At 44.1% G+C, this 14,377-nt stretch carries 14 protein-coding genes; 10 read left to right on the top strand and 4 right to left on the bottom strand.

Translation table 11 applies throughout. The annotated features are described in order from the left end of the window. Positions 1–113: 113 nt before the first annotated feature. From HPL003_RS13180 to HPL003_RS29215, 3 genes are all read left to right on the top strand, one after another. A complete protein-coding gene (locus HPL003_RS13180) occupies positions 114–632 on the top strand; it encodes a hypothetical protein (RefSeq protein ID WP_043922683.1) in 519 nt (172 codons plus the stop codon). Positions 633–945: 313 nt separating this feature from the next. Continuing rightward, on the top strand, positions 946–1,320 hold the full coding sequence (locus HPL003_RS13185) for a hypothetical protein (protein WP_014280160.1): 375 nt from the start codon (positions 946–948) through the stop codon (positions 1,318–1,320). 22 nt (positions 1,321–1,342) lie between these two features. Beyond that, positions 1,343–1,510 (top strand): hypothetical protein, encoded by a 168-nt coding sequence (locus HPL003_RS29215; RefSeq protein WP_014280161.1) that lies wholly within the window; start codon positions 1,343–1,345, stop codon positions 1,508–1,510. Between the two features lie 567 nt (positions 1,511–2,077). On the opposite strand, the gene HPL003_RS29220 is transcribed toward HPL003_RS29215, so the two are convergent. Next, entirely contained in the window at positions 2,078–2,245 is a 168-nt protein-coding gene (locus tag HPL003_RS29220; RefSeq protein WP_014280163.1) for a hypothetical protein, read from the bottom strand. A 68-nt stretch (positions 2,246–2,313) separates the two neighbouring features. Then, positions 2,314–2,991: a hypothetical protein gene (locus HPL003_RS13195; RefSeq protein WP_014280164.1), complete on the bottom strand. Its 678-nt coding sequence runs from the start codon at positions 2,989–2,991 to the stop codon at positions 2,314–2,316. A 228-nt stretch (positions 2,992–3,219) separates the two neighbouring features. Here HPL003_RS13195 and HPL003_RS13200 point away from each other — a divergent pair, with 228 nt between their 5' ends. Together HPL003_RS13200 and HPL003_RS13205 are read left to right on the top strand one after the other, a co-directional pair. After that, on the top strand, positions 3,220–4,101 hold the full coding sequence (locus tag HPL003_RS13200; protein WP_014280165.1) for a copper amine oxidase N-terminal domain-containing protein: 882 nt from the start codon (positions 3,220–3,222) through the stop codon (positions 4,099–4,101). A gap of 211 nt (positions 4,102–4,312) precedes the next feature. Next, positions 4,313–5,203: a copper amine oxidase N-terminal domain-containing protein gene (locus HPL003_RS13205; protein WP_014280166.1), complete on the top strand. Its 891-nt coding sequence runs from the start codon at positions 4,313–4,315 to the stop codon at positions 5,201–5,203. A gap of 98 nt (positions 5,204–5,301) precedes the next feature. Here HPL003_RS13205 and HPL003_RS13210 read toward each other — a convergent pair whose 3' ends face one another. Further along, entirely contained in the window at positions 5,302–5,748 is a 447-nt protein-coding gene (locus HPL003_RS13210; protein WP_014280167.1) for an AbrB/MazE/SpoVT family DNA-binding domain-containing protein, read from the bottom strand. 503 nt (positions 5,749–6,251) lie between these two features. Here HPL003_RS13210 and HPL003_RS13220 point away from each other — a divergent pair. Next, a complete protein-coding gene (locus tag HPL003_RS13220; RefSeq protein ID WP_014280169.1) occupies positions 6,252–7,634 on the top strand; it encodes a helix-turn-helix domain-containing protein in 1,383 nt (460 codons plus the stop codon). A 220-nt stretch (positions 7,635–7,854) separates the two neighbouring features. Next, positions 7,855–8,040, top strand: a complete 186-nt coding sequence (locus HPL003_RS13225; RefSeq protein ID WP_014280170.1) for an aspartyl-phosphate phosphatase Spo0E family protein — start codon at positions 7,855–7,857, stop codon at positions 8,038–8,040. Positions 8,041–8,583: 543 nt separating this feature from the next. On the opposite strand, the gene HPL003_RS13235 is transcribed toward HPL003_RS13225, so the two are convergent. Next, on the bottom strand, positions 8,584–9,807 hold the full coding sequence (locus tag HPL003_RS13235) for an acyltransferase (protein WP_014280171.1): 1,224 nt from the start codon (positions 9,805–9,807) through the stop codon (positions 8,584–8,586). Positions 9,808–10,006: 199 nt separating this feature from the next. Here HPL003_RS13235 and HPL003_RS13240 point away from each other — a divergent pair, with 199 nt between their 5' ends. Genes HPL003_RS13240 through HPL003_RS13250 form a run of 3 tightly spaced genes read left to right on the top strand, consistent with a single transcriptional unit; the run spans position 10,007 to position 14,349 of the window. Then, positions 10,007–11,014, top strand: coding sequence for a substrate-binding domain-containing protein (locus HPL003_RS13240; protein WP_014280172.1), 1,008 nt, complete (start codon positions 10,007–10,009; stop codon positions 11,012–11,014). After that, the gene (locus HPL003_RS13245) at positions 10,995–13,154 is read left to right on the top strand and encodes a cache domain-containing sensor histidine kinase (protein WP_014280173.1); all 2,160 of its coding nucleotides are present in this window, start codon (positions 10,995–10,997) and stop codon (positions 13,152–13,154) included. The genes HPL003_RS13240 and HPL003_RS13245 overlap by 20 nt, the downstream gene beginning before the upstream one ends. Continuing rightward, positions 13,102–14,349 carry a response regulator gene (locus tag HPL003_RS13250; RefSeq protein WP_014280174.1) on the top strand — a complete coding sequence of 416 codons (1,248 nt, stop codon included), beginning with the start codon at positions 13,102–13,104 and terminating at the stop codon, positions 14,347–14,349. Before HPL003_RS13245 ends, HPL003_RS13250 begins: the two co-directional genes overlap by 53 nt. Positions 14,350–14,377 lie beyond the last annotated feature (28 nt).

Raw genomic sequence — 14,377 nt, forward strand, 5'->3', positions numbered from 1 at the left:
TTCAACATTTTGTTATTTTTACATTAAGGATTTTACGAAAATCTGTAGAGTGAATAAAAAAAAGCAGAAGGAGAAAATATAATATGAAAAAGGACGAAAGAAGGGTCTGCATCATGAAAAATCAATGGAAATTGACCGCTGCTATCCTATATGGAGGGGTGATGATGTACGGTAGTGCGGGTGCGGCAGGAGCTTCCGGTATAGAACTGGGCCACCAGTTGCAAGCTGTTACTCCCAAGGGCTCCATTCAAGGAGAAGTACGTCAACAGAATACGGAGCGACAGGACTGTCATCGACAAGGGCATGTTCACAGACATGGACACGGCAGAGGACCTGGCGGCTGGAATCATCATTTGAATGAGAAGGTCGCCAAGCTTCTGGGTATCACTCCTGCCCGGTTAGAGAATGAGCTGGGACAAGGGAAATCGTTGGTCGATATCGCCCAAAATAAAGGAATCAAAGAGGAACAGCTCATTGATAAGTTGAAAAATGAAATGACCGTCGATTTGAAACGGCTCGTTAACCGTAAAGGACCGATTACATTCGACCGCAAGTCCGGGGCTCCGCATGAAGCCCAATTGAAGCAGGAGCAGGGAGCAGGTACATCCTCATCCTCGGTTAACGAACATTAAATTTAAGGAATGCCTGGAGTGATGCGTAAAAGCCTGGGCATGATGATTGCGGTAACACGACAATTTGAGAATCCTCCGGGCCACTCTGATGAACCTGAAATGAGTATCTGTATTAGACAAATTGGAAAAAAGAACCTCGGCGTCAGTGAGGTTCTTTTTTCATGTAGATGTCTCTTGATACGAAAATAGGTGGCAAGTTAATATGGAAATACCAATTGTTGTACTATATTTTCATTAAAAATATTGCGTAACATAACGAAACAAAGTATATTATAAGTAACAAAAATTTAATGTTTGAAAAAGGAGTGTAATTGTGAAATATAATATCAATTTGTTTGGAAACAACTTTGATTGCGAGTTGGACATACAAGATGATACCGTAACCATTGCGTTAAATGAGAATAATCAGAAAGCTTTAAAATCCTACTTATCCAGAGTTCTTTTAAAATATACTGAATTTGATGATGCGGAAAAAGATTCTCTCGAACTGATGATTAAGAAAGCCGTCCAAGTTGAAAAAAGTATGGGGGGGCGGATGTCCGAGCCAAAGCTCAAACTGCCCTATGAGTTTGCCCCGGAAGTGAAAGAAAAGCTCATCGAGTGCGCCGATCTACAGGATACCTCAGCTACTCAATTGTTAATTCGCCTTATTGATCAGAAATATCAGGAAGTGATGAATAATGACTGAATGAAGATAGGAGGGGTAACCAATGGCTTATGGAAATAAAGTGAAATTCCACTATGATGTTCCGGCATATATCAAAAAGGAATTGGCAGAGACCGCTAAAAAATTGGGAATTACCGCTACAGAGCTATTGACTAGAATTATTGAAGAGGAATACCAAAGAGTGAAAGGGGCAAAGCAGGACTCTAATTGAGTCCTGCTTTTTTAATGCCCTTTGAAGAGTTCGGACAGGCAGTTATGTAGGTATATGCTCTCGTTGATGGAGAAGGTATGGTAACGATACAGGTTATTATTTCTTTCTACCTGATCCATATAAAAAAGGTGCGCATTCCAATAGTTTTCTTTTGCATTGGTTGTTACTAGAAGTAAACTGAAAAAATTCGGTTTGTCAGCAATATTTATAGCGATCTTGGTGTCTGCATCCTCAGTGTTAAGGATTTCATGCACATGTAGTAATAACGGAGAAGGTGGTAATTCTTGTAGTGAAGAAAAGCTCTCATTGAGAGAAATGTAATCCATTGTTAGTGATTTCCCCCTCGTATGTTCTTTTTTTAATTATATTACGCTACGTACAATAACGCAATATAATATAGAAATTTGTGTATCTTTTTGCAACCTATTTCATTATATGCGAACATGCGTTTTCGTTCAATAATCTTTAATACCCTATTAAACGTGTATTTTTTCCAAAGGTTTTAATTTCTAAGATGAATTATTATGAAAATAACTCCATAATTATATGGAGTTATTTTCATTTCATTTACTTATTTTGTTTTTTTATCGTTTCCAATAATTCGTTCATGGTTTTGTTCAATTCATCTAGGCGCTCTTGGATGCTGCTCATTAAATTTCTTAAAAGGAGAATGGCAATGACAATTGGAAATCCCACATTGCTAATTAAGTTTACCCACAGATCCAGATTTTCCATATTAGCACCTGCTTTCAAAAATAGTGATTGTTAGGTAACGAATCGCTATTTTCTGAAGCTTGTATCTATTATAGACTCATGGAAACAGCATATCGCCCATTTGACAATTCATTGCTGACACCGTTGAAATCTACTGGTGAAGGAGTAGATACACCCAATGGAGTATGGGCCAAATTTGCTACCGCGTTTCCTGAATTTACGTTAATCCAAGAGCCACCCGCGTTTTTGAACATCATTTCAGAAATTTGAAGTCTCGAAAAGGACAGATTCCATTTCGGAAGACTAGACGGCCGGGCATCCCAACGTGTTATTTCAGTTCCAATGATATAGCGAGCGCAAGTATCATCCGTTCTGTAAGAGCTCGCGCCATAAGTTTTTGCAGAAGTAAATTTCTCAGTGCCGTTCACGATAAATTGCACGTGCCCATCATCCAGGCGCACCAGCTTAATATGGACCGAATCGCCATCTCGATATTGTTTCATTGGACCATCAAATGGTCCTTCAGGACCATTTGCGAACCAGTGCCATTGATAGGTTCCAGTTCTGGAATCATAGAAATCAGGAGCGTATTTAACCGAAACACCACACTCAAATCCGGCCATACCACAATAGGTATTAATGTATGATCCTCCTTGTGGGAGTGATTTGGATGACGGTAAAGCTACGCGTGCCTGAAAACCTGTATTGGTGTATCTACCAGAAGTAGGGTGAACTTTTGCGAATTTAGCATATTCAAAAGCTGCCATGATAGTATTCCTCCTAAAATTTTAATTTATGGTTAAGGAGCTTGGAGGGGAACAGAATGAGGTGCTTCCCGGCACTCATCAATCATTCTGCAACAAACGCTTACCGTGTTTTCATTATATTATATAGCGTTACGTTACGCAATATGTTTTTTTGAAAAAACAAAACTTTTTCTTGCTTGAAACGTTTATAATTTAGTGTAATTACAAATTATTGGAGGTTGGTTAGGTATGAAGAAAATCTTTCTTTCATCTTTATTTACTTTAGGTATGCTCTTAACATTTGCTATTCCGCTTTCTGCTGCACCGTCTATTCAATTGGTGATCAACAGTGAGGTGGTTAATTCAGATGCTCCACCCGTTTCCATGGCTGGGAGAACAATGGTTTCTTTGGCTTCTTTGAAGCCGCTAAAGCTCAATTTAGTCTGGAACGCTGACCAGAAGACGGTGACTGTCAATGCTCCTGGGGTGAAAGAAAAGCTTGTACTTACGATCGGTCAAAAAGAAGCTTCATATGGAGAAAAAACACTCACTTTGGATGTGCCTGCCCAATTGAACAAGAATCGCGTTGTTGTGCCTTTGCGCTTTATCAGCGAAGCCTTTAAAGCAGAGGTGGAATGGAAATCGGAGAAGAACACTATCATTATTCGAAGTGCTGACCAAGTAGAAAAATATAATAAGCTATATCAAGGTACGGACTTGGTGGCGGCACGTAAAATTGCGGTAGACCTTCCTTCTAAGGATGAAAATACGCTTGATAATACCGAGGAGGGTGTTTATTATCAGTTTATCTTCCCTGAAGGGGAGGCATTGAGATATTATTATGTTGTTGGAAACTTACTTACTTATTATGAAATTAAAGATGATGTGAAACACCTAGTTTGGGAAGGTGTAGAAGAAGATTCAGGGAAGTATACGAAAGAAAAAGGGAAACGACCACCAGAAGATAAAACTCAATATTATTTTTTACAAGAACGTGTGGATCGTAGTGTTACCTATGGCAAAGTAGGAAGCGGGAAGTCCGTAAATCAAGCTTTACCAGCCAAGGTTACGGGAATACAGGATATTATTGTACCTATTTCCGGTGAAGTAAGGAAAGATCAAATTAAATAGATTATTCACTTCATTTTGGATGCCCTGAGCAATAAGGGGCATCCTTTGCTTTGTAATTGTTATTAAAACACATGTCTTAACCGTGATTCATAATACTATGTGGTCCGCCAGTCCAACAATAGTGAACTGGTGGGCCGTATAGATTAGAAACTTTTCGGATAATCCATACGTCTTATGTAAGGGTACTTATTGAAAAAGGAGGTAATTTATCTTGAAAAAGGTTATTGTGTTTGTGTTTTTCTTCGTACTTACGTTTCAATCCTGGGCGATTGCTAATGCTGCCAATCCTATATCCGTTAACGCGGTGAATGTGAATGGAAAGTTTATAGCAACCGATGTTTCACCTATTATTGAAGACGGGCGTGTTTTGGTTCCCATACGCACTCTGTCTTCGCTGGGAGTAACTTACCAATGGGATAGTAAAAGTCAATCTGCTCTTATCACTAAGGGCACAGATCAAATTAAGTTGACGGCCAACCAAAAAGAAGCAATTAAGAATAACAAAGCAGTCCAGGTTGATGTGCCAGTCCAAGTGATCAAGGGAAGGATATTGGTTCCTATTCGTTTTGTTTCGGAGAATTTTGGCTACAAGGCAAGCTATGAGAAGCTTCGGTCTATTTTATTTATTCAAGACGGTAATTATAAGGTCGATCAAGAGAGCTTACAGGCAGAAGATTTACAAGCGGCGCGTGAGGCTGCTATATCGTTACCGATTCAATTTTCCTTCAAATCACTTTCTGCTTTGGAAAAACCGTGGGCTAATCAAGGCTATTTTTATGCTTTCCCGAGAGGGGATTCGTCCAGATACATGTATTTTAACAATGTTGGTAATACGGTAGTTGAGATTAAAGATGGAGTAGCTAAGGCGGTTTGGCAATTTACGTCAGGAAATGGTATGGATGATATTGTATCCAGTGCTGGTCAAAGACCAAGCTATAATTACGTCGGATGGGTAACAGACATTACAATGGGTAATGATAGGGATGGAAATTTCAAGACTGTATACAAAGATGACAAAGGTGAACAGAAAGATTTCACTGTAAAAGCTCAATCCTATACAGATATTATCCAACCTATTCCTAATGAGACGAGAAAGCAATAGCAATCCATTGAGGACGTCCTAGTGAACTAGTGACGTCCTTTGTTTCTTAAATCAATAAGTTTTATGACTCTATAACGTTATATGAAAGCTGAGCAAACCTACAATAGTTTTTTAAGCTGGGAAATACGGCCTTGGGATACGCCAAGCCATTCAGCATATTCGCCCTGCTTGGCTGTTGGATGCTCGTGCATAAGTCTTCTTAGTTGTTCAGCCAGTTTTTTTGAAGACGACCGATTTGCTCTTTTTTCTTTGTACGGTTCCTTAACAGCAGGAGCAGGAATTTGGCTTACACCTTTGTTTCCTTTTAGGTCGAGTATGCATGTTTTACATAAAAATGAATCCCTGAAATAGGTTAAATCCTTAACCGAACTGCACAAGTTGCAGGAGACTCCAACATACTTCCGCATACTCAAAAATCCTGTTTCAACATCTAAATAAAATTCTAAAGGATCGCCAGCTTTAATACTCATAGAGGTCCGCATTTCTTTAGGAACAACAATTCGGCCTAACGTATCTAAGGGTCGTGTCATACCTGTATTTTTCAAGAGATCTTCTCCTTTTATTTTCTTAACTGTCGGCCTGCCTGATCGAACATTTCTTGTATGAGCTGACTTACAGAGGCTTTGGATGACTCTTAAGCATACATCTACAGTTTGTACATATAAGAGAACCCTTAAAGTAACTTAATCCCTCAGTAGATTGACAAAACTTACAAGACTGCCCAATGTATTTTTTTAGAGATATCGTACCCGATTTTTCATCTGCAAAAAATTCTACAGCATCATTTGAATAAATATCACAGGTTATGAGTATTTCTTTGGGAATTACGAGTCTACCAAAAGTGTCTAAATTCCTTGTCATTTTTACGCCCATCATCCAATACTCTCCTATTAAAAGTATTAAAACCAATAAAATAAAAGCATTTATTGTTGTACCAAAAGATGGTATTATCATGGATAGACAAAATATTAAATTATACTATACATTCCCAAACTATAATTTTCATTGAAATTGGAATCCTATGAAAACGCTGAAAGGGTGTTTATCCATGGAAATCACACCTACGATACAGGCAGAAATTCAAACCTATCTAAAACGAAAAGGCTTAACCATGACCGAGTTTGGTCGCATTATTGATTTGAATGTAGGTACAGTTAGTGGCATTGTGACGGGCAACCGTTCTATTTCTGTTCACCAATTGGATTGCATTACTGCGGGAATGAATTTACCACTGGATTATTTTTACGAACGTTACATTGAAGAGTGCATTGAAGAATCTCCACTAAACTGGAAAAAAATCAGCCCATTCCTATACCGATGCGTTGAGCTAGGGCGACTGGACTGCTTGCAGCGAGTTGTCATGCTGTTGTTGGATAACCCTACTTATCCGCCGTCGCTCTTTGAAGTTGCAGAAAATGTGTACAAAGACGGCTACAATGAAGCAGCGGCATACCTGTACAAAAAGGTGGCTGAAAGTGAGAAGAACCAGCATTCAGAGCGATTGGCGATCTGCCAGTATCGCCTATTCCAAATCAACATCGGACAGGATCGGGCTGTAAATCTTCAAGCTGCCATTGAATTTGCCCCTTTTGTTGATCGCTTGGACGAGATAGAGCAATTAGATGCTTTAAAAGATATAGCGAACATACATCGTTCATTGAATCATTGGGACACTGTATATGAGTTAGCTCGGGAAATGGGGCGTAGAGCAACAATACAGTATAAGTCAAATCGCGAACGCTACGAAAAAAAGAAACCAAGCAGGCCGCTTTTTGTATATATATCTTACGCAGACCTGTTGTGCGCAGCCGTTTGTCATGCTCAGGGAGATTACGTACACGGTCTCAAGTACATCCAGGCTCACTCCAATTTAAGTTGGGTAAAGGAAAGTGATCCAGAAACACAACATTGGATCGGTTTGTTTCAAGGATGGGGAAAAATCAATACATGTGTAAATCGGCTGATGGCAGGTGATGCTACTGTCTTACCGGAATACGTAGAGTATATGGAAGGCAAAGATGAAATTTTTGCCGAACTCTTAAACATCGTAGAAGCAGCCAATCGGTATAATATTGATATAGATCATATCCTGAAACACTTTGAGTCTCAAATTGCAGTCTATAAAGAGCCAACGTCTGCTGATATGTATACTCAGCAAGTCTTGCCTGAGGAAGCTGCGCGGTTTTGGTACAAGTTAGCTAAGTACAACCTAAATAAAGGTAGATATCCATATGGTTTCAAATGTTTAATAGACGCATTGGAAAAATCTGATAAAATAAATAATGCACAGCTCTCTCATACTTGCACAGGTTTATTTGATCATTTCAGAGCTTGTGCCGATCCTGAAATACTGGATCAGTACGAAAAATTGTCACAGGAGGTGTGGAAAAAAAATGATCAAAAAGATGGCTTTTCTTTTGGCAATGACTAGCTTCTTATTGGTATTCGCAGTACCAATCCAAGGCTTGAATCAAGGTCATGGAACGATTTCTACAACTGGAATCATCGGCGGTGCATAATTCGAGTGTTAACACTGGACCAGCTTATTGCTGGTCTTTTTTTGTATTATTTTGTAATTTTTTGGCTCAAAAAAGGATATGAGATATTTGTTCATTACCTCCTAAAATGAGATTCACTAGGAGGTATGCAGGATGAACAAGGATGAAACGTTAGCATTAATTCAACAGATGGAGAACGCCAGACAACACTTGCATGATCTTTACGCAGAGTATGGCTTCGGACATGCTTGTGTACTTGAGCAGTCTATGCTTTTGGATGAACTGATTAATCAGTACAACCGTATGTTTCAGACCAAGAAGCAGCCTCACTATGTTTAGAGCCAAATCATTGACAACGACGATGCTATATTCAGTCCATCCCCCCATTCCTTTTATGCACAACTGTAACTCATCCCACATAACGTTTATTATTATTCTATATAATGACTTATTTCGAAATAAAATACATGTTCATGTCATAAAGTGGTAATTAGTTGGGGAGATTCATACTTGCATTCGCAATCGTAGCTAGGCTGGTCGCACTAGAAAAAAATGGTCATCTGGTGTGGCAGATCAGGCCAACAAAAAAGCAGAGCTCAATAAGAGAGCCCTGCGGTTTGAGGAGAGTATACACACTATTAAGAGTCCTTTACGGCAGGTGACTCATGACTATTTTCAAAAACAAAAGTACTGGATTTTAACACTCATAATTTATGATGACATCATTAATGTACCCATCGACATATGAATTGAAAGGATCGAGTAGTCCCGAATCTGGAAGCTCTTATATTCAGAAAATTTAGAATCTATCGCCAAGAGTAGGACATTCCCGGAATGAATCGGGAGTGCCCTTTTTCAGTGATGTAGCATCCCTTTTTTCTATTAGCCAAGCTCCTGCGTGCTTTTGGAACCACGCTTGGAGGAAAGCGGCTGAAACCGAAACGGCCAGGTCAAACGCTGTTTGCCTTTTGAGCCGACAATCCAGTGGCCTCCCGGCAGATGGGCGAAGAGCCAACTGATGCCGAGAGAAACGCTTGCCACGATGACAAATGTAATGATTGTAGCCGTAAAATGATGATCGCCCAGTGAAAGCGGACGGGTGTAATAGGATATGAAGGACAGCACGAGCGCATGAGCCAGATATCCCCCGAAGGAATAACGTCCGATCCAGTTCAGCATACGGCGGAACGGCTCGGAGCGCTGGTCTTTTTGCAAATGAAGCAGCAGTCCATACAACAAAAGCAACTGCGAGACAATCAGCACAAAGGTGCTTGGCTTGAGATAAGTGGAAATATTGAGATTAATCGTATCGCCCGACTGGATCAGCATCGTGTGACCCATAAGCATGAACAGAGCAATAAAGACAAATACATTCCACGGTAATGTCTGCTTAGCCAGTCCCCGCCACGTGTCCGTCATATAGGCGCACACTGCGCCCAGCATAAAATAGAAAAAATACATAACAAAGTTATAAGTGCGGTAATCTAACAGGGTCTGCCAAAAGGACGGCAACCAGGTACTCCATGCAGACATGTCATAGTAGGACCATTGCAATAGCAGAGCATAAGCCGCCGCCGCTGTAAGCATTACAGTCAGAACGAGCTGTTTGCGTTTTTGGGTGCTGTAGCGACGGAGAAACGTTTGTACATGCCCGGCTGCTTTTGCAAATAAGGGAAACAAAATATAAAATTGAAAAATCATGACCACAAACCATAGATGATATCCGCTGACAGGTATAATCATTTCCTCAAACATGCCCTTGTAAAAATAAATATTTCCCCACTGCGCCGTTGCCCAGTTCTGAGTACATACCCAATAAACGACCGTCCAGCAGAGAAAAGGAACATAAATATCTCGAAACCGTCTGCCAATATAACGAGAATAGCCAACAGGTTTGTTACCATTATAAAAAAGCAGCGCCGCAGACAGGAAAACGAACGTCGGTGTGCCAAATCGTGTCAAATGATACAACATTGCGAGCATAACGGAATCCGGCTGCTGGATGTCGCTGCGATAAATATATTCGCCAATGCAATGCTGAAGCACGACAGCGAGGTAGGCAAGACCCCGCAGTTCTGTCCACTCCGCGATACGCGGCTTGCTCATCCATATCACTCCTTTTTCAAAAGAAATCGTATATATCTCCATTAACACAATTGCAGGTATTGTAACGCAGGAACATTAGCGCAGGATTAACGTTACCTGAAAGTTGGAAGAGTAGAAGTAGTTCCAATTTGATATGATTGCGTTTACAATCTAAGTAAATTCACAGTTTATGATATAGATACAGAAGGGGGGAGGATGGATGAAAAAAACGCTGCTGGTGTATATTCTGCTGATTGCGGCTTTTGCGCTTTACGTATTTAGATATGAACAATCTGGACCGTTAAACCGAGCCTGGGAGGAAAAAGGGCTGCGCGGCAGCATTGGAGAGACGTATATCATGATTACGTTCCAGTCCGGCTTGGAGTATTGGAAAAGTGGGCTTAAGGGCTTTGAGGATGCTGCCGATGCCTTGGGAGTAACGGTGGAGTATCGGGGGGCTACCCGTTATGATGCGCAGGAGCAGACGACCGTGATTGAGCAGGCGATTGCCCGGAAACCCGCAGGGATTGCCATTTCTGCGATTGATCCTCACTCTCTGATCCCGGCGATTAATAAGGCACTGGACGCGGGCATTCCTGTGGTGCTGTTTGATGCCGGGGCTCCGGGGAGTCGGGCGTATTCTTTTTTGGGGACGGACAATTACAAGGCGGGCGTGACCGCTGCGGATAAAATGGCAGAGCTGCTGGGACGGGAAGGTGAAGTCGCTGTTCTGACGTTGCCCGGTCAGCAAAATCACAACGAGCGTTCACGTGGCTTTCGTGACACCATTCAGCGGCAGTATCCAGCAATGAAGGTGGTGGAAGTGGCAGATGGACGCGGAGATGCGATGGTATCCCGGAATGAGTCACTTCGGCTGATGAAGGCTTATCCGAGGCTGGCGGGAATTTTTGTGACCGAGGCGACGGGAGGAACCGGTGTCGGTGAAGCGGTATTGAGCCAAAAGAGCCGTCACCCGCTGAAAATCATTTCTTTTGATACGAATAAAGCGACCTTGGATATGGTCCGTGGAGGGACGATCTCGGCAACCATTGCTCAGGGAACGTGGAATATGGGCTATTGGTCGCTTCAATACCTGTTCCATCTGCACCATCATTTGACGATTCCGGCACCTTCCTCCTCCGGTGATAACGCTCCGCTGCCTGTGCGGGTGGATACAGGAATATCCGTCGTCACACGAGCGAATGTAGATGATTATTATGCGAAATGACAATCAACGGAAGTGGAAAAGGCAAAGCTCGAATTCTGAAATATGGAAGCGTATCCACACAGGGGTGGGCAAAAGGTTGCAGCGGTTGCGCTTGCGCAATATGCCCTTACGGTACCAGCTCATGCTTTTGTTCCTGTTGTTTGGCATCGTGCCTTCGTTGGGATTAGGTCTGCTGGTCAACTGGACGGTGGAACGGATTATTGAGCGGCAGGTGGAAGACCATACGATGCAGTTGATCGGCAAGGTGAACGAGGCACTGGATACCAAAATGGAAAATCTGCAAAACATGACGTATCTGATTGGTTTTAACCCGGATATCGGGCAGTTTTGGCAAGGCCGGACGCTGGCCGACGGTCATGCGGGTCATGAAAATACAGTAACGCCGGAAAATCAGGGGGAACGGACACAGAACTCGGCTGACCTCCCCAATCAGGCAGCAAGCTCTGTACAGGCGCAGGATAAGCTATATGGCATGAAGCAATTTCTGCAGGGCTTTACTACCTTATATCCCGAAATTGCTGGAATTCTAATTGTGAATGAAAACGGTGACTATATCAGCAACGAAATGTATGCCCGAAGCACGCGTAGCCTGACCGAAGAAGACTGGTATAAACAGGCGGCGCAGCATGCAGGTATTTTTACCGTACTGGGACAACCGAGCCATCGTAATGTAACGACTCATGTTCAGTACAAGGACAGTGAAATTGTGTCTGTCGTCCGGTCGGTGACGGATTCGGAGACTGGACGTGTGCTGGGCGTGATTATGATTGATCTCAAGCTACGGGCCGTGTCGCAGGCTGCCAGAGATGTAACCTTGGGCAAAACAGGGTATTTAATGGTGACAGATGCTGAGGGACGTAGCGTGTACATGCCGGATATGCCGCTGATCGAGCGTATTCCTCCGGAATGGTTCGGGACAAGTGACAGCGGGATGTTTACCCGTGAAGCTGGAGGGAGGGAATTGCTGTTCATGTTCCGCGCCTCCGAGTTTACGGGCTGGAGAACGGTGGGTGTATTCCCGGCGCGGGAATCAACACTGGAAGTACGACAAATTCAATTTTACGTCGTTTCCTTTGTCTTCATTGTATGTCTATTCGGACTGACGGCATCCTTAAGGTTGTCGCGTTCGATCGCGCAGCCGATTTTCAGGCTGATGTCCTATATGCGGACAGCAGAAACGGGGGATCTTACGGTTCGCCAATGGAGTGACCGTGGGGATGAAATTGGGATGCTCGGCAGGAGCTTCAACCGGATGCTGGAGCAGATTCGCCGTTTGATGTCGCTTAGCGAGCTAAGGGAGCGGCAGAAGCGGGATGCCGAGCTGAGAAGTCTTCAGGAGCATATTAAGCCTCACTTTTTATACAATACATTGGATACGATTCATTGGATGGCTCGTAAAAATGGGGCAAACGACGTGTCCGATATGGTGGGGGCGCTGTCCAGATTGTTTCGCCTCGGGTTGAGCAAGGGGGATGACTTTATTCCGCTACGCAGCGAGATTGAGCATATATCGAGCTATATGCAAATCCAGCAAACCCGGTATCGGGACAGACTCCGCTGGGAATTGAACGTACCCGAGGAGCTAGGTGGGCTGTTCGTCTTGAAGCTAATGCTTCAGCCTGTGGTGGAAAATGCCATTTACCACGGCATCAAGGCCAGACGCGGTCCGGGCACGATTGGGGTAGAGGCACGGATTGAGGGAGATAAGCTGCTGCTGACTGCACGTGATGATGGCGCAGGGATGACGGCGGAACGGCTGCGGGAGCTGAGGGGGTTGCTGGAAGCACCGCTCGAGGCGATGGAAGGGCAGCAGAAATCAAGTGGAGCCAGTGCGAACGGCAGAAGCTATGGCATGCTGAATGTACAGGCACGTATCCGGCTATGTTTTGGTGAGGAATATGGAATTGTGCTGGACAGTGAAGAAGGGACAGGTACCTGCGTTACGATCATTCATCCGTTGCTGCGGGATATGACACAACTGAAGAATTCTCATGAAAAAGGAGCGGATCAGGATGACAAAATCCAAGGCCACAGGCACCTCGACAACGGCGAGTCTGACGGACAAGGCCATACCGGAAGTGATGACGATGACGGCAAAACCTTACACAAAAAAACGTTATCAGGTGCTAATCGCAGATGATGAGCCGATCATTCGTGAGGGCATACGAGATTGCGTAGACTGGGCGGCTCTCGGCATGGAGGTTGCGGGTGAGGCGGAGGATGGCGAAGAAGCGCTGGAGCTGGTGGTACGGCTTGGCATCGACATTTTGCTGGTCGATATGAATATGCCGTTCATGGACGGAATTGAGCTGATCCGACGGCTGCGGGAGGAACGTCCTGAATGTCGTTGTCTAATCATTTCCGGCCATGATGAATTTGCTTATGCGCAGGAGGCTGTCCGACTTGGCGTGGAGGATTATATATTGAAGCCGGTCGATGCGGAGCAGCTTCACGCTGCACTGTCGAAGCTCGGTCAGCGGCTGGACGAAGAGCGCAAGCGTACCGCCTATGTAGAACAGGCCGCCGGGCAGATCGAGCGGAATATTCCGCTGCTGCGCCAGCGCTTTTGCCTAGAATGGCTGGAAGGTCAGAACACGGGAAAAGATGTGATGGAACAACTGGCGTTTTTACGTCTTCCAAGCCGGCCGCCCGTTCAGATCGGTGTTGTGCGGTGGCCTGCGGCAGAAGCGCGGCAGACAATTATGCGTGAGAATGACCGCCAGTTGTTTCTTTTTGCCGCTGAAAATATCATTGGCGAGCTGTTGGAGGGTTTGCCGCATGTGTTATTCCGCGATGCAAACGGGCTGATCGGCATATGCCTGTGGCAGGAGGCACCCGAAGCCATCGGCGCGATGATGGAGCAAGCTATGGGTCGCTACCTGAACATAGCGGTTCATACACATGTGGAGCGAAACGCCGGGGGGCTGGAAGGTGTGGTTGATGCGTTCCAAGTATGCCGTGACCGTATATATGGCGAATCGCAGTTATCTCCCCTGGTGCGCCGGGCGAGGCAATTCATTCAGGAAGGCTACGCCGATCGGGAACTGACGCTGGAGGCCCTTGCCTCGCGTTTACAGGTATCCGCTGTGTATCTCAGCCGTGTGCTCAAGAAGGAGCTGGATCACAGCTTCGTGACCCTCGTCACACGCGCCCGTATCCGCAAAGCGGTGCAATTGCTGGATTCCACGACATTGTCCATCTACGAGATAGCAGAGCGTACCGGATACGATAGCCAGCACTATTTTAGTACGGCTTTTAAAAAGACCATGGGTGTTTCCCCGGTGCAGTACCGCAAGGGCGGTGGAATCGGCGTAATCGCGTCGGATCAGGAGTGACCTGAAAAATGTGTGTGTAATCACACCT

It is taken from the genome of Paenibacillus terrae HPL-003, assembly GCF_000235585.1.
In the GTDB taxonomy this organism is placed as follows: domain Bacteria; phylum Bacillota; class Bacilli; order Paenibacillales; family Paenibacillaceae; genus Paenibacillus; species Paenibacillus terrae_B.